Origin of the sequence: Pseudoalteromonas sp. US3C1004, from assembly GCF_048401065.1 — a bacterium.
GTDB classification, from domain to species: Bacteria; Pseudomonadota; Gammaproteobacteria; order Enterobacterales; family Alteromonadaceae; genus Pseudoalteromonas; species Pseudoalteromonas undina.
Genome location: NZ_CP183073.1, coordinates 2,231,067 through 2,252,572, shown reverse-complemented (window position 1 = coordinate 2,252,572; position 21,506 = coordinate 2,231,067). Strand labels below are relative to the sequence as shown.

24 protein-coding genes are annotated in these 21,506 nt (G+C 40.9%); 22 read left to right on the top strand and 2 right to left on the bottom strand.

All coding sequences use genetic code 11. The features are described from left to right. From flhF to ACNSN3_RS10480, 13 genes are read left to right on the top strand one after another with little or no spacing between them, the layout of a single operon-like run. Nucleotides 1-1,488 carry a flagellar biosynthesis protein FlhF gene (gene flhF, locus ACNSN3_RS10540; protein ID WP_418607289.1) on the top strand — a complete coding sequence of 496 codons (1,488 nt, stop codon included), beginning with the start codon at nt 1-3 and terminating at the stop codon, nt 1,486-1,488. Further along, nucleotides 1,481-2,341 carry a MinD/ParA family ATP-binding protein gene (locus ACNSN3_RS10535; protein WP_054201715.1) on the top strand — a complete coding sequence of 287 codons (861 nt, stop codon included), beginning with the start codon at nt 1,481-1,483 and terminating at the stop codon, nt 2,339-2,341. Before flhF ends, ACNSN3_RS10535 begins: the two co-directional genes overlap by 8 nt. Nucleotides 2,342-2,367: 26 nt before the next feature. Beyond that, nucleotides 2,368-3,078 carry an RNA polymerase sigma factor FliA gene (locus ACNSN3_RS10530; protein WP_054201714.1) on the top strand — a complete coding sequence of 237 codons (711 nt, stop codon included), beginning with the start codon at nt 2,368-2,370 and terminating at the stop codon, nt 3,076-3,078. Between the two features lie 40 nt (nt 3,079-3,118). Next, nucleotides 3,119-3,502, top strand: a complete 384-nt coding sequence (gene cheY / locus ACNSN3_RS10525; protein WP_008112210.1) for a chemotaxis response regulator CheY — start codon at nt 3,119-3,121, stop codon at nt 3,500-3,502. A 16-nt stretch (nt 3,503-3,518) separates the two neighbouring features. Next, nucleotides 3,519-4,292 (top strand): protein phosphatase CheZ, encoded by a 774-nt coding sequence (locus ACNSN3_RS10520; RefSeq protein ID WP_054201713.1) that lies wholly within the window; start codon nt 3,519-3,521, stop codon nt 4,290-4,292. A gap of 14 nt (nt 4,293-4,306) precedes the next feature. Further along, nucleotides 4,307-6,538, top strand: a complete 2,232-nt coding sequence (locus ACNSN3_RS10515) for a chemotaxis protein CheA (RefSeq protein ID WP_418607287.1) — start codon at nt 4,307-4,309, stop codon at nt 6,536-6,538. Between the two features lie 53 nt (nt 6,539-6,591). Then, on the top strand, nt 6,592-7,728 hold the full coding sequence (locus ACNSN3_RS10510; RefSeq protein WP_054201711.1) for a protein-glutamate methylesterase/protein-glutamine glutaminase: 1,137 nt from the start codon (nt 6,592-6,594) through the stop codon (nt 7,726-7,728). Next, a complete protein-coding gene (locus ACNSN3_RS10505; protein ID WP_054201710.1) occupies nt 7,721-8,485 on the top strand; it encodes a flagellar motor protein in 765 nt (254 codons plus the stop codon). Before ACNSN3_RS10510 ends, ACNSN3_RS10505 begins: the two co-directional genes overlap by 8 nt. A gap of 5 nt (nt 8,486-8,490) precedes the next feature. Continuing rightward, on the top strand, nt 8,491-9,450 hold the full coding sequence (locus ACNSN3_RS10500) for a flagellar motor protein MotB (protein WP_418607284.1): 960 nt from the start codon (nt 8,491-8,493) through the stop codon (nt 9,448-9,450). A gap of 12 nt (nt 9,451-9,462) precedes the next feature. Beyond that, nucleotides 9,463-10,233, top strand: a complete 771-nt coding sequence (locus ACNSN3_RS10495) for a ParA family protein (RefSeq protein WP_055013038.1) — start codon at nt 9,463-9,465, stop codon at nt 10,231-10,233. 3 nt (nt 10,234-10,236) lie between these two features. Beyond that, nucleotides 10,237-10,971: a CheW domain-containing protein gene (locus ACNSN3_RS10490; protein ID WP_335674671.1), complete on the top strand. Its 735-nt coding sequence runs from the start codon at nt 10,237-10,239 to the stop codon at nt 10,969-10,971. A gap of 21 nt (nt 10,972-10,992) precedes the next feature. Beyond that, nucleotides 10,993-11,490: a chemotaxis protein CheW gene (locus ACNSN3_RS10485; RefSeq protein ID WP_008112225.1), complete on the top strand. Its 498-nt coding sequence runs from the start codon at nt 10,993-10,995 to the stop codon at nt 11,488-11,490. Between the two features lie 18 nt (nt 11,491-11,508). Continuing rightward, on the top strand, nt 11,509-11,910 hold the full coding sequence (locus ACNSN3_RS10480) for a DUF2802 domain-containing protein (RefSeq protein WP_054201706.1): 402 nt from the start codon (nt 11,509-11,511) through the stop codon (nt 11,908-11,910). Between the two features lie 27 nt (nt 11,911-11,937). Here ACNSN3_RS10480 and ACNSN3_RS10475 read toward each other — a convergent pair whose 3' ends face one another. Next, nucleotides 11,938-12,246, bottom strand: coding sequence for an EscU/YscU/HrcU family type III secretion system export apparatus switch protein (locus ACNSN3_RS10475; RefSeq protein WP_054201705.1), 309 nt, complete (start codon nt 12,244-12,246; stop codon nt 11,938-11,940). A 2-nt stretch (nt 12,247-12,248) separates the two neighbouring features. Further along, the gene (locus ACNSN3_RS10470; RefSeq protein WP_418607281.1) at nt 12,249-14,414 is read right to left on the bottom strand and encodes a flagellar hook-length control protein FliK; all 2,166 of its coding nucleotides are present in this window, start codon (nt 14,412-14,414) and stop codon (nt 12,249-12,251) included. A gap of 113 nt (nt 14,415-14,527) precedes the next feature. On the opposite strand from ACNSN3_RS10470, the gene ccmA reads away from it, so the two are divergent. Genes ccmA through ccmI form a run of 9 tightly spaced genes read left to right on the top strand, consistent with a single transcriptional unit; the run spans nt 14,528 to nt 21,502 of the window. Next, nucleotides 14,528-15,148, top strand: a complete 621-nt coding sequence (ccmA, locus tag ACNSN3_RS10465; protein WP_075169671.1) for a cytochrome c biogenesis heme-transporting ATPase CcmA — start codon at nt 14,528-14,530, stop codon at nt 15,146-15,148. After that, nucleotides 15,148-15,834, top strand: a complete 687-nt coding sequence (gene ccmB / locus ACNSN3_RS10460) for a heme exporter protein CcmB (protein ID WP_054201703.1) — start codon at nt 15,148-15,150, stop codon at nt 15,832-15,834. The genes ccmA and ccmB overlap by 1 nt, the downstream gene beginning before the upstream one ends. Before the next feature lies 1 nt (nt 15,835). After that, the gene (locus tag ACNSN3_RS10455; protein ID WP_036985043.1) at nt 15,836-16,573 is read left to right on the top strand and encodes a heme ABC transporter permease; all 738 of its coding nucleotides are present in this window, start codon (nt 15,836-15,838) and stop codon (nt 16,571-16,573) included. A 2-nt stretch (nt 16,574-16,575) separates the two neighbouring features. After that, a complete protein-coding gene (gene ccmD, locus ACNSN3_RS10450; RefSeq protein WP_055013035.1) occupies nt 16,576-16,779 on the top strand; it encodes a heme exporter protein CcmD in 204 nt (67 codons plus the stop codon). Continuing rightward, nucleotides 16,776-17,255, top strand: a complete 480-nt coding sequence (gene ccmE / locus ACNSN3_RS10445) for a cytochrome c maturation protein CcmE (RefSeq protein WP_075169670.1) — start codon at nt 16,776-16,778, stop codon at nt 17,253-17,255. Before ccmD ends, ccmE begins: the two co-directional genes overlap by 4 nt. Before the next feature lies 1 nt (nt 17,256). Then, entirely contained in the window at nt 17,257-19,218 is a 1,962-nt protein-coding gene (locus ACNSN3_RS10440) for a heme lyase CcmF/NrfE family subunit (protein ID WP_055013034.1), read from the top strand. After that, nucleotides 19,215-19,787, top strand: a complete 573-nt coding sequence (locus ACNSN3_RS10435) for a DsbE family thiol:disulfide interchange protein (RefSeq protein ID WP_036933069.1) — start codon at nt 19,215-19,217, stop codon at nt 19,785-19,787. The genes ACNSN3_RS10440 and ACNSN3_RS10435 overlap by 4 nt, the downstream gene beginning before the upstream one ends. Next, the gene (locus tag ACNSN3_RS10430) at nt 19,784-20,245 is read left to right on the top strand and encodes a cytochrome c-type biogenesis protein (protein WP_055013033.1); all 462 of its coding nucleotides are present in this window, start codon (nt 19,784-19,786) and stop codon (nt 20,243-20,245) included. The genes ACNSN3_RS10435 and ACNSN3_RS10430 overlap by 4 nt, the downstream gene beginning before the upstream one ends. Next, nucleotides 20,246-21,502 carry a c-type cytochrome biogenesis protein CcmI gene (gene ccmI, locus ACNSN3_RS10425; RefSeq protein ID WP_010387952.1) on the top strand — a complete coding sequence of 419 codons (1,257 nt, stop codon included), beginning with the start codon at nt 20,246-20,248 and terminating at the stop codon, nt 21,500-21,502. Nucleotides 21,503-21,506: the final 4 nt, after the last annotated feature.

The following is a 21,506-nucleotide window of genomic DNA, read 5'->3' as shown; positions in this document are numbered from 1 at the left end:
ATGAAAATTAAACGTTTTTTTGCTAAAGACATGCGCACCGCACTAAAAGAAGTAAAAGAAGAGCTCGGTGTTGATGCGGTTATTATGTCAAATAAGAAACTAGCTAATGGCGTTGAAATTGTTGCTGCTGTTGATTACGACAAAGCCGCAGCAAAAGCGCCAGAGCAGCCTCAAAGCCAGCCAGCTGCAAGCGCTTCATTTGCACATACCCAGAGCTCACATAATTTTGTAAAACCAGAGCCACAACGTGCTCAACCTAAGCCACAAGCAAAGGTAGCTGATAGTTTACAAGCTTTATTAGAACGTCAATCTCCCCGTCCTCGTTCAGCAGAGCTTGCGTCAATGTTTTCACAATCAGGCATTGATACCTCTGGTCATTATCAAGAACAAGAAGCTGTGCAATCTCGACCTAAAAATATGTTTGAGCGTGAACCAAGCGCACCTGCACGTCCTCGTACTCAAGCTGATAGCTTGGGTTTTGATGATTTAGACAGTGGTTTTGACGATTTAGACTCACCGAGTGCACCTCGTCAGCAAACGATGCAAAACGAGTCGAGTGATATAAGCACTATGCGCGAAGAAATGAACGCAATTCGTCAATTACTAGAACATCAAGTATCAGGTTTAATGCAACAAGATATGGCACGTCGCGATCCAACTCGTGCATGTATGATTGACCGTTTAGTGGGTATGGGGATAGATAAAGAGGTTGCTGAGCAAATGGCATGCTTTGTACCCGACGATGTATCTCGCCAACAAGGTTGGAAAGCCTTATTGAATATGGTTGAAGATCAAATGCAAACCACTAACAACGAAATTCTTCGCCAAGGTGGTGTTTATGCACTAGTAGGCCCAACAGGGGTAGGTAAAACCACCACAGTTGCAAAATTAGCTGCATTAGGTGCGCAAAAATATGGTGCTGATAAAGTTGCACTTATTACTACTGATACCTACCGTATTGGTGCGTATGAGCAGCTAGCAACCTATGGTCGAATTATTGGCTGTGGCGTTAAACAAGTCAAAGATGCAAATGAATTAGCAGAAGTTTTATACCATTTACGAAATAAACGTCTAGTCTTAATTGATACAGCAGGAATGAGTCAGCGAGATTTACGTTTAACTGAGCAGCTTAATACCTTGATGCGTAATCAGCGTGTAGATATACGTAGTTATTTAGTATTAAGTGCTACAGCACAAATTAATGTATTACAAGAAACAGTAAGGCATTTTAAAAAAGTACAGCTTAGTGGATGTATTTTTACTAAGTTAGATGAGTCATTGAGTTTAGGTGAGATTATTAGTATTGCGATTCAAAATCGTCTCCCAATAGGGTATCTTACTAACGGTCAGCGAGTACCAGAAGATATTAGAGTGGCAAATGCCGAAAAACTAGTAAAAAAAGCTGAGCAATTGTATTTAAAAAGAATAAAAGCACAACAATCACGACACCAATCAGTGGCGTCGAGCACAGTAGAGATGTATGATTAACACAGTTTTAGATCAAGCAAGCGGCCTTCGCAAAATGAGCAACAATAATAATAACGGCGTAAAAGTTATCGCTGTCACCGGCGGCAAAGGTGGAGTAGGTAAAACAAACGTATCCCTTAATACGGCAATCGCGCTAGGCCAACAAGGCAAACGTGTGCTGGTTTTAGATGCTGATTTAGGGTTAGCTAATTGTGATGTTATGCTTGGACTGCGTGTAGAGCGCAATTTATCTCATGTCTTATCAGGTGAGTGTGAACTTGAAGATATTTTAGTTGAAGGCCCTGCAGGTATAAAAATAGTACCTGCAACATCGGGTTCGCAAAGTATGGTTGAGTTATCTCCTTCAGAGCACGCCGGACTTATTCGTGCATTTAGCGAGCTTAACACTGATTTTGATATTTTAATTGTTGATACCGCTGCGGGTATTTCTGACATGGTATTGAGCTTTTCTCGTGCCGCACAGGATGTGGTTGTGGTGGTATGTGATGAGCCAACATCAATTACCGATGCCTATGCGCTCATTAAAGTACTGAGCCGTGAGCACGGCGTATACAAATTTAAAATTGTTGCCAACATGGTGCGTAGCTTACGTGAAGGGCAGGAATTATTTGCTAAACTTTCAAAAGTAACCGACCGATTTTTAGATATATCAATGGAGCTTGTTGCAACAGTTCCTTATGATGAGAATATGCGCAAATCAACGCGTCGCCAAAAAGTGATAGTTGAAGTTTTTCCAGGATCTCCTGCTGCGATTGCTTTTAAAACACTGGCGACAAAAATTACTAAGTGGCCAACACCTAGTCAAGCCTCGGGTCATTTAGAGTTTTTTATTGAGAAGCTAGTTAGTAACTAATAATGACAATACCGGTGAATAGAGCTATGGGATATCAGTCAACACAGAGTTTAAATATGATTGTTGAAAAGCATGCCTCATTAGTCAAAAAAGTGGCATGCCATTTAATTGCTCGTTTACCGGCTAGTGTGCAACTAGATGATTTAATCCAATCAGGTATGATCGGATTAATAGAAGCTTCAAAAAATTTTGATGCAAGCAAAGGTGCGAGTTTTGAAACCTTTGCTGGAATTCGTATTCGTGGTGCAATGATAGATGAAATGCGTCGAGGTGATTGGGTTCCACGCTCGGTTCACAGAAAAAGCCGCTTAGTAGCAGAGACTATTGTTGCTCTTGAAAGTAGTTTAAACCGTGAACCCAAAGATAGTGAAGTTGCTGAAAAACTTGAAATTTCGTTAAATGAGTACCATCATATTTTAAACGATGTGAATGTAAGCAAAGTTTTAGGTATTGAAGACCTTGGTATTGACGATGATGTGATTACACCGCATGGTCAAGATTTAGCACTAGACAAACCTTTCAATAATGTTAAAAATGAACGGTTTAATGAGTCTTTACTCAATGCGATAAAGTCGTTACCGGAAAAAGATGCAATGGTGCTTTCTTTGTACTATAACGATGAAATGAATTTAAAAGAAATTGGGCATATACTCGATGTAAGTGAGTCGCGTGTAAGTCAGATACATGGTCAGGCGATGATTAAGCTTAAAGCAAAAATCAATGACTGGATAAACTAGAAGTAAGTAAATAAAGGTTCAGGCCTCACTGGAGGATGTTTTGGATAAAAACATTAAAATTCTTGTTGTTGATGATTTTTCGACGATGAGACGTATTATTAAAAACCTGTTGCGCGATTTAGGTTTTACCAATGTTCAAGAAGCAGATGACGGGTCAACTGCTTTACCTATGTTACAAAATCAAGCGTTTGATTTTGTTGTAACAGATTGGAATATGCCAGGCATGCAAGGTATTGATCTTTTGAGGGCAATTCGAGCTGATGAAAAATTAAAGCATATTCCTGTTTTAATGGTGACAGCAGAAGCTAAAAAAGAACAAATAATTGCTGCTGCCCAAGCTGGCGTTAATGGTTACATTGTTAAACCATTTACTGCAGGTACATTGAAAACTAAATTAGAAAAAGTGTTCGAACGCTTAGGTTAATGAGAGGGAGAGGCTTATGTCAGCACCTGCTGCGCCTCAGATTACTTTAGAACAAGCTCGCCAGTTAGTGGTTTTTTTAGAAAATGGTGAGCAAGATAAAGCGAATCAGTTAATTTTAGAAACAGCTTCACAAGAGCAATCACAGCTATTTGCTGAGGTGGGTAAGTTAACGCGTCAACTGCACGAAGCTTTAAAGAGTTTCGAGTTAGACACGCGCTTAACAGATATTACCACTGATGCCATCCCTGACGCTAAAAAACGCCTTAACTACGTCATGGAAATGACAGAAAACGCAGCCAATAAAACAATGGATGCGGTTGAAGCAAGCTTACCATTAGCACAAGAAATTGCTGACGAAATAGCTGACATCAAGCCAACGTGGGATCGCTTAATGAACCGCGAAATAGAGCTTGGTGAGTTTAAGTCACTTTGCCATAGTATTGATAAGTTTATGAACAGCTCTCATCATAAAACTGATGAGTTGCAAATGTTGATGACTAATGTATTGATGGCTCAAGACTATCAAGATTTAACTGGTCAGGTTATTCGTCGTGTTATTGAACTTGTGCGTGAAGTTGAAGAAAGCTTAATCCACTTGTTAACTGCATTTGCAGCACAAGGTGAAGTTGAGCCAGCACAACTGACCGAACAACCAGAAGAAACAGAAGATTCCATTGTTGCACAAACACTAGCAGGCCCAGAAGGGCCTATTATTGATAAAGAATCGCGTAATGATGTTGTATCTGATCAAGATGAAGTTGATGATCTATTATCAAGTTTGGGCTTCTAATAGGAGAGTACTGCATGAGCTTTGAAGTCGATGAAGATATTTTACAAGACTTTTTAGTAGAGGCCGGAGAAATCCTTGAGCTTTTATCTGAACAGTTAGTAGAACTGGAAAACAACCCAGATGATACTGAACTACTAAACGCAATATTTCGTGGTTTCCACACTGTAAAAGGTGGCGCCGGCTTTTTGGCAATGACAGAGCTTGTTGATGCATGTCATGGTGCTGAAAACGTGTTTGATTTATTGCGCCAAGGTGTAAGAACAGTTAACTCTGAATTAATGGATGTAATTTTACAAGCACTCGACACCATTAATGAAATGTTTGCCACAATTAAAAATCGTGACCAACCAGAACCTGCTGATCCAGAGTTACTTGCAGTCCTTCATAAACTTGGACAACCACCGACGGCAGAAGAGCTTGCTGGCGATTCTGTAGTTGAAGACACAGCCCCTGTTGAAACTCCCTCGGTAGAACCTGAACCTGTAGCTGAGCAGCCAAGCAATGATGCGGAAGAAGATCCGTTTGCTTTTGATGAATTATTTAGCGGCCCAGATAGCAGTAGCTCAGACTCTCAGATTGATGAAATAACTGAAGATGAATTCGAAAGCTTACTTGATGAGTTACATGGTAAAGGTCAAGCTCCACAAGAAGAACAGTCCTCATCAAGTGATAATGATGTCAGTGGCGATATAACTGACGATGAATTTGATAGCTTATTAGATGAGCTTCATGGTGTTGGTAGTTTTGGCGAAGTTACTCAAAGCGCCCCAAGTACACCACAGCAAGCACCATCGGCTCCTGTGGCTTCACAAAATAACGACTCAAGCGCGAGCGATGATGAAATAAGTGACGATGAATTTGAAGCTTTGCTAGATGAATTACATGGCAAAGGTGCACCTAAATCGTTAGAAACATCGGCTCCAGAAAGTAAACCTGAGCCAGTAGCCGCAAATAAGCCTGCTGCGCCAAAACCTGAGCCAAAACCTGAGCCTAAACCGGTACCAAAAGCAGAGCCTGCAAAGCCGGCACCTTCTCCACAGCCAGCTAAGACAGCGCCGCCTAAAAAAGCAGCGCCTCCACCGGCGGAGACAACAGTACGTGTTGATACCAAACGTTTAGACCAAATAATGAACATGGTTGGTGAATTGGTACTTGTGCGAAATCGTTTGGTAAGCTTGGCAACAAACTCTGACAGCGAGGCTATGGGTAAAGCTATTTCTAATTTAGATGTAGTGACTGCTGATATCCAAGGTGCGGTAATGCAAACACGAATGCAGCCAATTAAAAAAGTGTTTGGCCGTTTCCCCCGTGTAGTACGAGATTTAGCACGAACGCTGCAAAAAGATATTAATTTATTACTTGTTGGTGAAGACACCGATTTAGATAAAAATTTAGTGGAAGCATTGGCAGATCCACTCGTGCATTTAGTGCGCAACTCAGTGGATCATGGTATAGAAATGCCAGATGTTCGTGAAGCATCGGGTAAACCTAGAACCGGTACTGTTACTTTATCAGCGTCTCAGCAAGGCGACCATATCCTGCTTACCATCCAAGATGATGGTGCCGGTATGGATGCTGAAAAGCTTAAAAAGATTGCGATTAGTAAAGGGGTGCTTGATCACGATCAAGCGAGTCGCCTTTCTGATACTGAAGCGTATAACCTTATTTTTGCACCTGGTTTTTCAACTAAAGAAGAGATCTCAGATATTTCTGGCCGTGGCGTTGGTATGGATGTGGTTAAAACAAAAATCACTCAACTCAATGGCTCAGTAAATATTAAATCAGAGATGGGCGTAGGTACTACTTTAGAGATTAAAGTACCGCTGACACTGGCAATACTGCCTACCTTAATGGTAGTGGTAGGCGAACAAACCTTTGCGTTGCCGCTGGCGGGTGTAAGTGAAATATTCCATTTAGATTTAACAAAAACCAATGTGGTTGATGGTCAGCTTACTATAATTGTTCGTAAAAAATCGATTCCGTTATTCTACCTTGAACATTGGCTCATCAAAGGGGCCGATAGAGGTCAGCGAAAAGCACAAGGTCATGTGGTTATTGTACAAATAGGAACTCAAAAAGTGGGTTTCGTTGTTGACTCGCTTATTGGTCAAGAGGAAGTGGTAATTAAGCCTTTAGACGCATTACTTCAAGGTACGCCTGGTATGGCAGGTGCAACAATCACCTCTGATGGTGGCATTGCACTGATATTAGATGTACCAAGTATGTTAAAGCATTACGCTGGATAATTAAAAGTAGGCATATATTTTATGCCTACCCATTCATTGAATAAGAGAGCGAAATGGCTGTTAAAGTTTTAGTAGTTGATGATTCAAGCTTTTTTCGCCGCAGAGTGAGTGAAATTCTTGAACAAGACAGCGGCATTGAAGTTATAGGTTTCGCTGTAAATGGTCGAGAAGCTGTCGATAAAACAGCTCAATTACGACCTGACGTGATCACCATGGATGTTGAAATGCCGGTGCTTGATGGTATTAGCGCGGTCAAAGAGATCATGGCGAGTAACCCAACTCCTATTTTAATGTTCTCCTCGTTAACACGCGCAGGCGCATCTGCCACCTTAGATGCACTTGATGCCGGCGCGATGGACTTTTTACCGAAAAAGTTTGAAGATATTGCTCGTAATAACGACGACGCAATAAAGCTATTACAAAATAAAGTTAAAGAAATAGGCCGCCAGCGAATTGGTAGAATTACCAGAGCGCCTGCTGCTCCAAGTATTAAACCAGCGCCAAGCACTTCTGAGCGCTTTGCTAATAAGCCTATAGTGCAACCTGATCGTAGCTTTAAAAGCGCAAACCCAACGCCTTCTAGTAGCGCATCAACACGTGCTAGTGGTAAGCAATATCAATTAATTGCTATTGGCACATCAACAGGTGGCCCGGTTGCACTACAAACTATATTGACTCAGTTACCTGCTAATTTTCCACACCCAATACTACTCATACAACACATGCCAGCAGCATTTACACCTGCGTTTGCAACCCGATTAGATAGCTTGTGTAAAATTAAAGTAAAAGAAGCACAGCAAGGCGATAGACTGCAACCAGGCTGTGCTTATTTAGCGCCAGGCGGTCAGCAAATGATGGTAGAAGGGCGAGGTTCAAACAGAACATTACGCGTATTTGAAGATAAAAATGAACGAGTTAGCTATAAGCCTAGTGTGGATATTACCTTTGCTAGTGTAGCAAAAGCGTATCAAGGCGATGTACTTGCCATTATTTTGACTGGTATGGGCGCAGATGGTCGTGACGGTGCTCGCATGCTTAAACAAACTGGCGCTACAATTTGGGCTCAAGATGAGAAAAGTTGTGTTGTATATGGTATGCCGCAAGCAGTAGCTAGTGCTGGGTTAGCAAATGAAAGCATAGGCCTTCATGATGTGGCGGTGCGCTTAAAAAGAGAGGTTGGCTTTGGATAAGCTTTCTATTTTAGGGTTATTGGTTGCATTAGGTGCTATTGCAATCGGTTATTCTTTAGAGGGAGGTGTGGTATCTGCGCTGTTTAATGGGCCAGCACTAATTATTGTATTAGGTGGCACATTGGGGGCGGTGATGCTGCAAACATCAGCCAATACTTTTAAGAAGATGCTCAGTATTACTCATTGGGTTTTTGTTACTGATGACCACAATATTGAAGATGCCATTGAGCAAGTCAAGCGCTGGTCGCACAAAGCTCGCCAAGAAGGCTACTTAGCGCTAGAAAACGAAGCGCTTACTCACTCTGATCCCTATGCCACTAAAGGACTGAGTTTATTAGTCGATGGTTGCTCAGATCAAAAGCTTCGCGATACCCTTGAAATAGATTTATTACTCGAACGAGAACGATTGCTTGAAGCTAGCCGTGTATATGAAGCGATGGGAGGCTACAGCCCAACTATTGGTATTTTAGGTGCTGTGCTTGGATTGATTCAAGCTATGTCGTTTATTAATGATCCTGAGCAATTAGGAACGGGCATTGCCACGGCATTTATTGCTACTATATATGGTGTAGGTTTAGCTAATTTACTATTTTTGCCCATGGCCAACAAATTAAAGCAACGTGTTGAGCAAAAAATGCTTTACCATGAAATGCTAGCTGAAGGCGTTATTGCCATTAGCCAAGGTGAAAGCCCTATTAATATAGAATTAAAGCTTGAAGCTTACCGCGTCGAACGTCCTATTCTACAGGCTCATTAGCGGTTATGTTGCGCCGTCGCTTACGTCATCAAAACACTAAAAGCCAACACACTGAGCGTTGGCTAGTTTCTTATGCAGATTACATGACCATTATGTTCGCATTTTTTGTTGTATTGTATGCCATTGCAATAAACAAAGAAGACAATATACAAGTACTATCTGATTCCCTGGAGCATGTTTTTGATAAGTCAGCGAAACAATTTTCTCAGCAAGGTAAAGGGGTTAACGGCGACGCTTTGTTGCTTGAAAGAGTGACTCCAGAGGCTGAGGTTTTATATGGCGAAAGTATTCAAAAACAAGAACAAGGACCGGTATTGCTCGATGGTCAAAGTGACAATAGTAATATCAGCCAACGTCACTTAGGCAAGCCACTCGATAGTTTATTAGTTAAGCTACAATCGTCACTTATTGATGAAATACGAAGTGGCGAGGCAAGTTTAGAGCTCAGTCAAGATTGGTTGGTTATTGAGCTTAATTCAGGGCTGTTGTTTGCCAGTGGAAGTGCTGTTGCGCATAATCAAGCCAAAGAAGTTGTAAAAAAGATTGAAGCAATAATTGCACCTGTCGATAACTATATAAGAGTGCGAGGATACACAGATAACGAAACCATTCGCAATGAAATATTTCGCTCTAATTGGGAGTTGTCGGTGGCACGTGCAACATCAATATTAGTTGAATTAGAGCGCTTAGGTATTCAATCTGCGCGCATGGCAATTGAGGGATATGGCCAATACTCACCTTTTGCAGATAATGATACCGAAGCTGGGCGCGCTGAAAACCGCAAAGTGGTGATTGCGCTTTCTAAATACGGCTTGGTTTCAGAGTCATCGAATGAGGTTACTGAGCAGCAAGTTTCTGAAGCAGCTAAACCAACTGAAGTTGAGCTGCCTACTCAAGACGATACAATAAAAATAATTCGCTTAGAGCATGGTGGCATTCGTGTTACCACGCGTAATGAACAGTAATTAGGATGTAATGTGAAAATCTGGACAGTAGCCAATCAAAAAGGAGGGGTAGGCAAAACCACTACAGCGGTTAGCCTTGCTGGGATCCTTGCGCTTCAAGGCAAGCGAGTTTTACTGATTGACACCGATCCACATGCATCATTAACTTATTACTTTGGTATTGATTCTGAAGATTTAGAGGTCAGTGTTTACGATATTTTTACTCGCGGATCGAGCATGAAAAGCGAAGAAATATTACAAGCATTATGTCCCTCAACCATAGAAAACCTTGATATTTTACCTGCCACCATGGCAATTGCTACACTTGACCGTAGCATGGGTAATAAAACGGGGATGGGCCTGATTTTAAAAAAAACATTGGCTAAAATTAGCGAGTATTACGATTACGCAATTCTAGATTGTCCGCCCGTTCTAGGGGTGCTTATGGTCAATGCCCTAGCAGCTTGTGAAAGAGTGTTGGTGCCAGTACAAACTGAGTTCTTAGCGCTCAAGGGGCTTGATAGAATGATGCGGACTATGGAGTTAATGCAAACCTCGCAAGCGAAAAGCTATGAATATACTATAATTCCAACTATGTATGATAAGCGTACCAAAGCGTCACTTGAGGCCTATAAAACATTACAAGATACGTATAAAGAAAAAGTATGGCCAGGTGTTATTCCTGTTGATACTAAATTTAGAGATGCGAGTTTAGCGCAAAAAGTGCCTATTGATTTTTGCCCTAATGCGCGTGGAGTCTATGCTTATAAAGCATTGCTTGAATATTTAATAAAACAAGGTTAATAAATGAGTAAGCAATTATTTGCTAATGAAAAAGTAGTCACTCAGTATTTAGGGGCGTTATTATCTGATGACGCACCAGCGAAAGACCTTGAGCCTGTTGCTAAATTGCTTGAGCAGGTAGCTTATGAAGAGCAAAAAGAGCAATCACTGCAGGTTGAGCCTGTAGTCGAGCCGGTTGTTGAAGTTGAAAAGCTCAATGAGCAGGTAACAAATGTAGAAATAGAATCTCACCAAGCGCAGCAGCTTGAAACTGAACATGATGTAGCACTCGGTAATGAAGCTGAATACTTTGATGGTGAATTTCAGGCATTATTTTTTGAAGTAGCAGGACTCACTTTAGCCGTGCCATTAAAAGCGTTAGGCGGTATACATGAGCTTGGCGAAGTGAATCATTTATTTGGTAAACCTAAGTGGTTTAAAGGTGTCATGATCAATCGAGAAGAAAAGCTCAATGTTGTTGATACCGCGCGCTGGGTTATGCCCGAAAAATACGATGAACAGTTAGAAGCGTCTTTAAATTATCAATATCTAATCACTTTAGGTGATAGCCAGTGGGGTTTATTAGCAGAAAAACTAATAAATAACATTACATTGAGTAAAGAAGATGTAAAATGGCGTACAAATAACAGTAAGCGCCCATGGCTTGCTGGAGTAATTAAAGAAAAAATGTGTGCTTTAATAGATGTTAATAATTTAAATGCACTATTAGAGAAAGGCTTAGATAGCCGTCACAAGTAATGACCATTACGAGGTAAGAGCATGAGTGAAGATAAATTACTGTCAGCTAAAAAAAATGCAGATAATAATGATGAAATTTTGCAGTGGGTTACATTTAAGTTAGAAGATGAAACCTATGGCGTGAATGTAATGCAAGTGCAAGAAATACTGCGTTACACCGAAATTGCTCCTGTTCCAGGTGCGCCTTCTTATGTAATTGGTATTATTAACTTACGTGGTAATGTTGTTACCGTTATTGATACTCGCTCTCGCTTTGGTTTACCTGATATTGAAGCGACCGACAATTCACGTATTTTGATTATTGAAGCTGAAGAGCAAGTGATTGGTATTTTAGCCGATAGCGTTTCTGAGGTTGTGTACTTACGTAGCTCTGAAATTGACAGTGCGCCAAACGTAGGTACTGAAGAAAGTGCCAAATTTATTCAAGGTGTATGCAACCGCGATAATGAGCTGCTTATTCTAGTTGATTTAAACAAGCTACTTAGTGATGACGAATGGGATGAGTTAAGCGATATATAAGCTTCTCTACATAAAATTATGTTATTACTTGGTATTGCAATTGCGGGTTTGGCATTTGGGCTATTCTCGCTGCTGTTAATTGTGATGTTTAAAAAGCGTTATGCGAATGAGCTTGGCGCACAATTACAGCAATTTAAAGATTCATCAGAGCAGATTAATATTTTACGTAGCGAAGTTTCTGAGTTACGAACTGGGTTAATGAGTATTGGTAAACGAGTGCTTGAGGTAGAACAACAAAACCAAGAGCTGATACAGCAACAAGCAGCTCAAAAATACGATGACCCTGATGCTAAAATATACTCTCGAGCAGTAAAAATGGTTGAGCTAGGTGCTGATTTAGATGAGGTTATTCGCGAGTGTGAATTACCCCGCGCCGAAGCAGAACTGTTATTTTCTTTACACAAACAAAAAGGCGCTTAGCGCTTTTTTTGTTTTTATCATATTGGCTCATGCTTTTATATTGAGCTTTCCTTGAAAGTCCTGCCATCCGGGCGGGAATTTCCCTCTTACCACATATGAAAAAGCAATCAGTTCAGCAATAACAAAGTAAAGCTCTTTAGGGATCTCTTCGCCAAGCTCTAATTTCGAAAGTGTATTTGCAAGTGCTTCATCCTGATGGATTAAAATACCTTTATCTTTAGCTAGGGCAATAATTTCATCCGCCAATTCTCCAAACCCTTTAGCGCTTACGGTGGGTGAATTACCCGTTTCGTAGAGCAGTCCAATTGCTGAATTGTTTTTAAATGAATCCGTCATGGCTAAACCTTAATATTTATAATGGCATGGGATTGGTAAAATGCTTGATGGTTGTCATCTGCGCGTTTCAAATTAAGATCGCCGACTTGTAAGCCCTGTTTTGCTAGTTTTGAGCGTAAATTATCAAGGTGTGGATGAGCCAACGCGCTCACAGCTTGAGTGGACGCTAATAACTGACAATCTAATGCTTTGTCCATCAACTCTGCGGTTATTTGCAGCTTACCTAGTTCAGCATAATCAAAATTTAATCTTACAAACCACACGTTTTTATCCGCTAATTTGTCATTGTTTGGCTTTTTATATTGTCCTAACGATATTTCTGTTTGTGCCGCCTCTGGTGGCAGTTTCATAGGCAATAAAAACTGCACTAAGGAGTTAGTGTCAGGCTGCTGGCTCAAAACGGGAGCTTGCACTTGGCTTAAGGTGTTTTTAATTTGTGTTAATTCACCTGCTAATGCTTGCACTTGTGGTTGCTGTAACTGTTCTAATAACTTATTGGTATTATTACCGGTCTTGAAGCTTGGTAATAAAACCTGAAGTAGGGCCTCTAAACCGCTTTGATTATTAATGCTAACGGCAGTTGGGTTTTGGTTAATAATCGGTGCAGCTAAAATGCTTAATGAAAGTTGTTCTACACCTCGATTAAACGAGCTCTGCAAAGTGTCACTGGTTAGTTGTGTCGGCTTTATAGTGCTGAGTATTTCACGTTGTATGGTGGTCGGGTGTAAATTACTTTCTGACAACATACGGTTAAAAGCTTGATTAACCAAGCGGTTTAAGTCAGTACCCTGATCTGCCGCCTTAGTTACGATAGTGTTTAGTTGGCTGCTTAGAACGTGTTTGCTTGCTTCTTTTTGCTCTATTGGAGCGGTTGCGGTTTGCTTTAAAACGGTTGCTAATAATAGCTTTTCCAGCGGTTGTAAATGATTAACGGCTGCTAAGGATCGATTAGCTGTTTGTGCTGATTGGGTAACAACAGGGTGCAAGTCTACGGATGTTGATAACGTCCGCTGTTGCCATAAAGAGATACTGGTTTTTAGCTGCTGGGTTAGTTGCACTAAAGGGGGGGCAGTTCCTAAAGGGCTCTTTAATTGCGTAATGTCTATTTTTTGCGTTGGTGAGAGCCATTTTTGTTGTTCATTAACAACAATATTTGGTTTTTGATATGCATTTAATGTAGTGGTAAATGGCTTGCTTTCAAAATGTTTTACTGCATCTAAAATACGCGTTTTAAAATCAGCAAAACTGCTTTTTAGCCATGATTGAATTGGACTATTAACGGTACTAAGTGGATGAGACTTAATTTTTTGCGAATCGAGAGCAACTTGCGGTTGCTGTGACAGCATCTCATTAAATGGTTTGCTAAATGAGTTTTTAAGCTCCACGGTTATATTTTGATAAGCTGTTTTAATTAATAGTTTATCTGCTTGGCTGCTAATAGTTACCTTAGTCGGCGTTGTAGGTAGTTCAGATAACTGTTGATGGCTTAAGCTAATATTTAACGAGCTTTTTGCGGTATTTGGAGTTAGTACCGCAAACTTGGGCATAGCATGAAGCTGAGCATGACCTAAATTGTTAGCAACTAATTGTGTTAGTTTTGCCTGGCTTAAAGGTTGAGAATGTACAATGTCAGCAAAACGATTAATGATATTTAGCCGTGTACCTTTGCCATCAGTCTCAATTATGCCTTTTAATAAGGGTTCTTCGGCCAGTAATTGCGCTATTTGTTTATTAATGGCGATGCTGGCATTAAATTTTTCAATCACCAGTTTTGGCGTTGGCTTTAAAGTAACTTGTATCGATAGCGGGTTGTTTTGAATATCACTTTGAGTGTTTATAAAGTTTAAAAACCGCTGTAACTGTTCTGGTTGTTTAATTGATAAGGTACTGTTGTTAGGAATAATGGTTAAGCTTTTACCATCTGTACTTAGCTGTATGTTAGCGCTTGCTATTTTTTCAACATTTGTCGGTGCATCATTAACAGTGAGCCGAATTGTTTGCCAATGCTTATTCATAAATACATCAAGCGTCACTGAATCTTTAGAAAACTGAATGTTTTTTGCTGCTAGTACTTCAGGCGGCAGTATTGGTAACGCAGTTTTACCCGAATCGGTTGTTTGATTACTAACCTGTGGGTTAGTCACTGTAATGTGCGTTGGTGTATTCATTATTTTATATCAAGTTTTCTGTATTTTAAGTAAATCGATTCTAAAGCAATATTCGTATTACCCTATCATTATGGTAGACTTACCGCTAATTTTTGGCAGAGAGAATCGTCATCTTGTTACACATTAAGTCCGTTACTTGTATCAAGCAAGAGCGTTGTTTGTTTGATGAACTTAATTTTAGCCTTAAAAGCGGTCAAATCATGCAGTTAGCTGGTCCTAATGGGGCTGGTAAAACATCATTATTGCGCATTATTGCCGGTTTTTCGCTGCCTGACGAAGGTGATATTTTATACCGTAATCAATCTATCAAAAAATATTATGACGAATACGCCAGAGACTTATTATTTATAGGCCATAAAACCGGAGTTAATGTACAACTTAGTGCACTTGAAAATGTAGCACATTGGTTGGCTATTAATGGTTATGTAAATACACCTGATTTATATCCTTTGTTAAGTAAGTTAGGTTTGGTAGGGCTGGAAGATGTGCCCGTAAGAACATTATCGGCAGGTCAGCAAAGACGGGTGGCTTTAGTTCGTTTGTGGTTATCTGAAGCCAAGTTATGGATTTTAGATGAACCTTTTACAGCGCTCGATAAAAGTGGGGTTGCCTTTTTGCAGCAACGCTTTACCGAGCACTTATCAAAGGGGGGCGCTATTTTGTTAACAACACACCAAGACCTAACCACCCACTTTAGTGACTTACAGACCTTGACTTTGGAGTACCGCCACTAATGACAAGACAGCACTCATATTGGCAGTTATTTGTCGCGGTATTTAGCAAAGACGTTAAGCTCGCTTTTCGTCAGCGCGCTGAAATAGTTAATCCTATCTTGTTTTTTTTAATTGTTATCTCGTTATTTCCACTAGCGATAGGGCCAGAACCTGGGTTGTTATCAAGAATGGCACCGGGCATTATTTGGGTTGCGGCTTTATTATCAACCATGCTTGGACTCGATAAGCTATTTAGAGATGACTATAACGATGGCTCTTTAGAACAACTCATTGCTTCCTCTTACCCTTTATCATTAACCGTATTAGGTAAAGTTGCGGCTCATTGGGTGATCACCGGTTTACCGCTAGTGCTAATGACGCCTTTATTTGCTTTACTACTAAATTTAGAAACGACGGCCCTAATGGCCACGTTATTAACGCTATTATTGGGAACTCCTTTATTGAGCTTTATTGGCGCGATAGGAGCAGGCCTAACGGTCGGTTTACAAAAAGGCGGTATTTTAATGAGTTTACTCGTTTTGCCTTTGTATATCCCGGTTTTAATTTTTGCAACTTCCGCTATTGATACCAGTACTATGTCGCTGGATTACAGTGGTCAGCTTGCAATCCTAGGTGCCATGTTAGTCGTTGCGATTATTAGTGCGCCAATTGCCATATCATCAGCATTAAAAGTGAGTGTAAGTTAATATGTGGAAGTGGTTACATCCGTATGCGAAAGCAGAGCGAGCATATCAATTATGCAATACTCTACTGCCATATTTTGCAGTAGTTACGGTCGTTAGTATGATTGTTGGTTGGGTTTGGGGGTTAGGTTTTGCCCCTGCTGATTACCAACAAAAAGACAGTTACCGTATTATTTTTATTCACGTGCCCTCCGCTATTTTATCTATGGGCGCATATTCATCAATGGCGATTGCTGCCATTGTTGCCTTGGTATGGCAGTTACGTAATGCCGAGCTTGCAGTAATTGCAATCGCGCCTGTTGGTGCGTGTATGACAGCAATTGCTTTAATTACTGGTGCTGCATGGGGTAAACCTATGTGGGGCGCATGGTGGGTATGGGATGCTCGGCTGACTTCTGAACTTATTTTATTATTTTTATACTTAGGGGTGTTGTCTTTGTACCATGCCTTTGAAGATAAAAAGTCAGCCGGTCGCGCCGCGTCTATTTTAGCTATTGTTGGAGTGATCAACTTGCCTATCATCCACTTTTCGGTGGAATGGTGGAATACCCTGCATCAAGGGGCGAGCATCACTAAGTTTAACCGCGATGCGGTTGACCCAAGTATGTTTTGGCCGTTAATGATTAATATTTTAGCCTTTGCCGCGTTTGTTGGTACTGTGACTTTAATTCGTCTTAAAAATGAAATTTTACACCGTGAAAAGCACCGCCCATGGGTGCGACAGTTGTTAACTAAGGGGTAATTATGCAGTTTGACTCATTTTCAGATTTTATTGCAATGGGAGGCTATGGTTTTTATGTATGGCTTTCTTTTGGAACATGCGCATTGATTTTATTAGGTATTCTATTCAGCTCACTACGCGATAAAAAACAAATTTTAGCGTCGATTGAGCAGCAAATAGCGCGTGAAACTCGAATTAAAAATTCTAAGCAGGAGCAAACCTCGTGAACCCAAGACGTAAAAAGCGCCTTTTGGTTATTATCGCCGTACTCTTTGGTATTGGCGGATCAATTGGTTTAGTGTTGTACGCCTTACAAGAAAATATTAATTTGTTTTACACCCCCAGCGAATTAATTGATGGTAAAGGTCCTAATAAAGAAAAGCCGTTTGTAGGCCAAAAGTTGAGAATTGGCGGCATGGTTGTGCCAGGCACTGTGATCAGAAATGAACAAAGCTTAAAAGTAAGCTTTAAGCTGATTGATACGGGGCCATTGGTAACGGTACGTTATCAAGGTATTTTGCCTGATTTGTTTCGTGAAGGACAAGGGATTGTTGCGCAAGGTGTTTTAGTAGAGCCTAACGTGATTGAAGCATTTGAAGTGTTGGCCAAGCATGATGAAGAATATATGCCGGCGGAAGTTGCTGAAGCTGTAAAAGGCATTAAGCACGAAAAGCCAAAATATAACTTAGATAGTGGGAGTTAATATGATCCCTGAACTTGGTTATTTTTCTTTAACATTGGCCATGGTGCTCAGTGTGCTGTTGTGTATTTTTCCACTTTGGGGAGCACACACAGGAAACCTTCGTTTGATGCGTGCGGCGCCATCATTAGCGATTGGTCAATTTGCATTTGTTGCGTTGTCGTTCGCTGCACTTATCTATGCCAGCTTAACCGACGACTTTACCGTATCTTACGTTGCTTATCATTCAAGTAGCACTTTGCCTTGGTATTATAAAATCACCTCTACGTGGGGCGGACATGAAGGTGCTATTTTACTGTGGTTATTAATGCAAGCAGGGTGGACAGCCGTTGTTGCTATGCGTTCTAAGTCACTACCTTGGATACTTCGTGCTCGCGTTTTGGGTGTGCTTGGCTTTTTAGGTGTTGGCTTTATGATGTACACCTTACTGCTCTCAAGTCCGTTTGAGCGTTTATTGCCCTATTTTCCTGTTGAAGGGCGAGATTTAAACCCATTATTACAAGACCCAGGGATGATCATTCACCCACCATTACTTTACATGGGTTATGTAGGTCTTTCTGTGGCTTTTTCTTTTGCTATTGCCGCGCTGTTAACTGGTAAACTCGATAATACCTGGGCTAAGTGGTCACGCCCATGGACAATGACAGCATGGGGCTTCTTAACATTAGGTATTACTATAGGCAGTTGGTGGGCTTATGCAGAGCTTGGCTGGGGTGGCTGGTGGTTCTGGGATCCAGTTGAAAACGCATCACTTATGCCATGGTTAGTGGCAACTGCTTTATTACACTCTTTAAGTGTGACTGAAAAGCGCGGTGTATTTAAATCATGGACCGTATTATTAGCAATTGCTGCTTTTTCATTAAGCTTACTGGGGACTTTTATTGTTCGCTCAGGGATTATTGTCTCGGTGCACGCCTTTGCAACCGATCCGGATCGAGGGCTGTTTATCCTTGCCTTCTTAGCTATTGTTGTTGGCGGCGGCCTAGCGCTTTACGGCTTGCGTGTTTCACAGGTTAAAAGTGAGGGGCGTTATAAGTTTGTCTCTCGTGAAGTGGCACTTTGGCTAAATAATATTTTCCTAGTGGTTGCTACTTTAATTGTACTATTGGGTACTTTATTACCTATGGTGCACAAAGAAATGGGCTTAGGCAGTATTTCTATTGGCGAACCTTTCTTTAATAAAATGTTTGCCATTCTACTGGTGCCATTTGCGATTTTAATGGGCATAGGGCCATTTTTGCGCTGGAAGCAAAATAAATGGGCGTTTTTACAAAACAAAATATTCGTTGGCGCACTAGTCAGCGTCGTTATTACTTGTGCGTGGCTGTTTAGCAGTTATGAAGTAGTTACGCCGCTCACTCTGTTAGCAACTACGTTAGGTGTATGGATATTTATTGCTACCTTTATCGACCTTTACACCAAGGCTGCTGTTCATGGCTCACTTAAGCTCGGCATCAAACGCTTAGGTTTAAGTTATTGGGCTATGGTGCTTGGTCATGTTGGTTTGGCCTTTGTTATTGCCGGTATTACGCTTACTTCGGCGTATTCAGTTGAGCGTGATGTATCAATGAAGCCTGGTGATAGCGTACAGCTAAATCAGTATCAATACCGTTTTGAAGGCGTGAAGACAATTCGTGGTGCAAACTATAGCGGTCATGCGGGTGTGGTAACAGTACTAAAAGAAGACACAACAATTGCGCGTCTCTATGCAGAAAAACGCCGATACGACATTGGTATGCAGTTTATGACTGAAGCAGCAATAGATGCTGGGTTTACTCGTGATTTATACCTCGCCCTTGGAGAGCAATTAAGTGAAGGGGCATGGTCATTACGTATTTATCACAAGCCGTTTGTGCGTTGGATGTGGATCGGTGGTGTTTTGATTTCACTTGCTGGGTTTGTGATTTTATTTGATAAGCGTTATCGCGCTTCACCTCGCAAAGATGAATTAGAGGGGGCATTATGAATCGCAAATTGATGGCAATAGTCCCTTTATTAATTTTTATCTTTATTTGTGTGTTTTTATACCAAGGGTTGTTTGCTAACCCTCGGGAAATACAAACAGGGCGCATTGGTCAAACCGTACCAACATTTAACTTGCCTGATTTAATGCAAGATAATAAACGTTGGACTGATGAGCAGTTAAAAGGTGACGTGTATTTATTAAACGTGTGGGGCACATGGTGCCCAACGTGTTTAGCTGAGCTTGATTATTTAACTAAGCTTCGCGAACAAGGCATTAAAATTATCGGCTTGTATTATGTTCAAAGTTACGATGCCGATTTTGATGGCCCGTTTGATATGCAAGCACTGCGTGACGATGTGAGTAATATGCTTGCGCGCGCCGGTGATCCGTATCAGTTTAATATTTTAGATTTAGAGCGCTCTTTGGCGTTAGATTTGGGTGTGTCTGGAGCACCAGAAACATTTTTAGTTGATAAAAATGGCACTATTTTGTTACACCACACCGGTGATATAAACCCTCGAGTTTGGCGCGCTAAGTTTGCGCCTCTTATGCAGGAGCTGCAGCCATGAGATTGTTTTTATTAACCCTTAGCTTATTTATTAGTTTAGCAGCGTTTGCTCAGCAAGATCGTTATCAGTTTGATAGCAATGAACAAGCGATTCGTTTTGAAGAGCTAACTAAAGAATTACGCTGCCCTAAATGTCAAAATCAAAACATTGCTGATTCAGATGCCGTAGTTGCAAAAGACTTGCGTGAGCGTGTATTGGCGTTAGTAAAAGATGGAAAAAGCAAAGATGAAGTCATTGACTATATGATTGACCGCTATGGCTACTTTGTTCATTACGATCCACCAGTAACGCCGGCTACGTTAATTCTGTGGGTGTTACCAGTACTCATTGTAATAATAGGCTTTGGTTTTATTGTTATTCGCCAACGTAAAGCGTCGGTAAAACAAACATGGAGTGACGCTGATGAAGTGATGCTCAATAAGTTGATTAAACAAAATAAACGTCAGGAGCAAAGTTAAATGATTTTAATGTGGGCGTCTTTTGCTTTACTCACACTCATTGCATTGCTGTTTATTATTGTGCCTTTTTTAAAAAAAGAGCGCGTAGTAACTATTACTCACAACGCTAATGCACAGCTTATCAGCATTTATGAGCAGCGTTTAGTTGAACTGCAGGCTGATTTAGACAATCAACGTATAGACTCGCAAAACCATAACGAGGCTATTATTGAGCTAAAACGTCGTTTGCTTAATGAATTATCGCCAGAAAAGTCACTAAACAGTCGTGGTGATAACCGTATATTTGCTTTAACAGGGGCAGCGTTTTTAATTGCATTAGCAGGTATATTTTATGCGATGACAGGCAGCCAACAACAAATTTCGGCGTGGCATGATGCAATGGACAACTTAGCCGATTATGGTCAACGTGCCGTAATGCAAAAAGGTGAGCCGTTATCTAAAAATGAACTTCAAGCGTTTGCATTGGCACTGCGTACAAAGTTAAGTCAAAGCGGTGATGATGAAGTAGCTTGGATGCTGTTAGGGCGTGTCGCTATTATGCTTAATGAGTTTGACATGGCAAAACAGTCATTTGATAAAGCATTGTCAATGAACCCTGATAATATGCAAGCTTTGGTGAGCTACTCGCAGGTATTACTACTTGAGGGCAGTGATGAGAATATGACTCGCGCAGCGGGTATGCTTTCTAAAGTGCTACAAGCGCAGCCAAATAATCTCGATGCGATTTCGTTACTTGCGCTGATTGCCTTTGAGAGAAAAGATTGGGTACAGGCAAAAGCTGCATTTGAGGTACTTCTGGCCAGTATGGACGAGTCAGATACGCGTTATGCTATGATTTCTGAGCGCATTAGTGAAATCGATGGTCAAATAGCTCAGAAAAGCGAGCTGAATAATCACGAGCTGCAAGTTGTTCAAGGGATTCAGGTCACGGTTAAGGTTGACGAGCAACTCGAAGATAAACAGCCCAGTAACGGTATTTTGTTTGTGTTTGCTAAAGCTTCTGAAGGTTCACCAATGCCTTTAGCCGTTGTTAAATTGACTGACTATAGCTTTCCAATCACCGTTGAGCTGAGCGACGAGAACGCCATGATGGCAGGGCTAAATTTATCCAGTGCTAATGAAATTGTTATTTCTGCGCGTATTTCTAATGATGATTCAGTGATGCCAAGTACTGGTGAGCTTGAAGGTCACTCTGAAGTACTGCTTCGTAAAGATGTGCGACAAGTGCAACTGAACATTGATACATTAATACCTTAAGGAT

Coding starts and splice junctions, on each gene's coding strand:
- ACNSN3_RS10480 (WP_054201706.1), top strand. CDS start 11,509: ATGTTATTACTTGGTATTGCAATTGCGGGTTTGGCATTTGGGCTATTC.
- ccmB (WP_054201703.1), top strand. CDS start 15,148: ATGACAAGACAGCACTCATATTGGCAGTTATTTGTCGCGGTATTTAGC.
- ACNSN3_RS10490 (WP_335674671.1), top strand. CDS start 10,237: ATGAGTAAGCAATTATTTGCTAATGAAAAAGTAGTCACTCAGTATTTA.
- ACNSN3_RS10485 (WP_008112225.1), top strand. CDS start 10,993: ATGAGTGAAGATAAATTACTGTCAGCTAAAAAAAATGCAGATAATAAT.
- ACNSN3_RS10500 (WP_418607284.1), top strand. CDS start 8,491: ATGTTGCGCCGTCGCTTACGTCATCAAAACACTAAAAGCCAACACACT.
- ACNSN3_RS10455 (WP_036985043.1), top strand. CDS start 15,836: ATGTGGAAGTGGTTACATCCGTATGCGAAAGCAGAGCGAGCATATCAA.
- ACNSN3_RS10530 (WP_054201714.1), top strand. CDS start 2,368: ATGGGATATCAGTCAACACAGAGTTTAAATATGATTGTTGAAAAGCAT.
- ACNSN3_RS10435 (WP_036933069.1), top strand. CDS start 19,215: ATGAATCGCAAATTGATGGCAATAGTCCCTTTATTAATTTTTATCTTT.
- ACNSN3_RS10440 (WP_055013034.1), top strand. CDS start 17,257: ATGATCCCTGAACTTGGTTATTTTTCTTTAACATTGGCCATGGTGCTC.
- ACNSN3_RS10470 (WP_418607281.1), bottom strand. CDS start 14,414: ATGAATACACCAACGCACATTACAGTGACTAACCCACAGGTTAGTAAT.
- ccmI (WP_010387952.1), top strand. CDS start 20,246: ATGATTTTAATGTGGGCGTCTTTTGCTTTACTCACACTCATTGCATTG.
- ACNSN3_RS10520 (WP_054201713.1), top strand. CDS start 3,519: ATGTCAGCACCTGCTGCGCCTCAGATTACTTTAGAACAAGCTCGCCAG.
- ACNSN3_RS10515 (WP_418607287.1), top strand. CDS start 4,307: ATGAGCTTTGAAGTCGATGAAGATATTTTACAAGACTTTTTAGTAGAG.
- ACNSN3_RS10475 (WP_054201705.1), bottom strand. CDS start 12,246: ATGACGGATTCATTTAAAAACAATTCAGCAATTGGACTGCTCTACGAA.
- flhF (WP_418607289.1), top strand. CDS start 1: ATGAAAATTAAACGTTTTTTTGCTAAAGACATGCGCACCGCACTAAAA.
- ACNSN3_RS10510 (WP_054201711.1), top strand. CDS start 6,592: ATGGCTGTTAAAGTTTTAGTAGTTGATGATTCAAGCTTTTTTCGCCGC.
- ACNSN3_RS10535 (WP_054201715.1), top strand. CDS start 1,481: ATGATTAACACAGTTTTAGATCAAGCAAGCGGCCTTCGCAAAATGAGC.
- ACNSN3_RS10430 (WP_055013033.1), top strand. CDS start 19,784: ATGAGATTGTTTTTATTAACCCTTAGCTTATTTATTAGTTTAGCAGCG.
- ccmD (WP_055013035.1), top strand. CDS start 16,576: ATGCAGTTTGACTCATTTTCAGATTTTATTGCAATGGGAGGCTATGGT.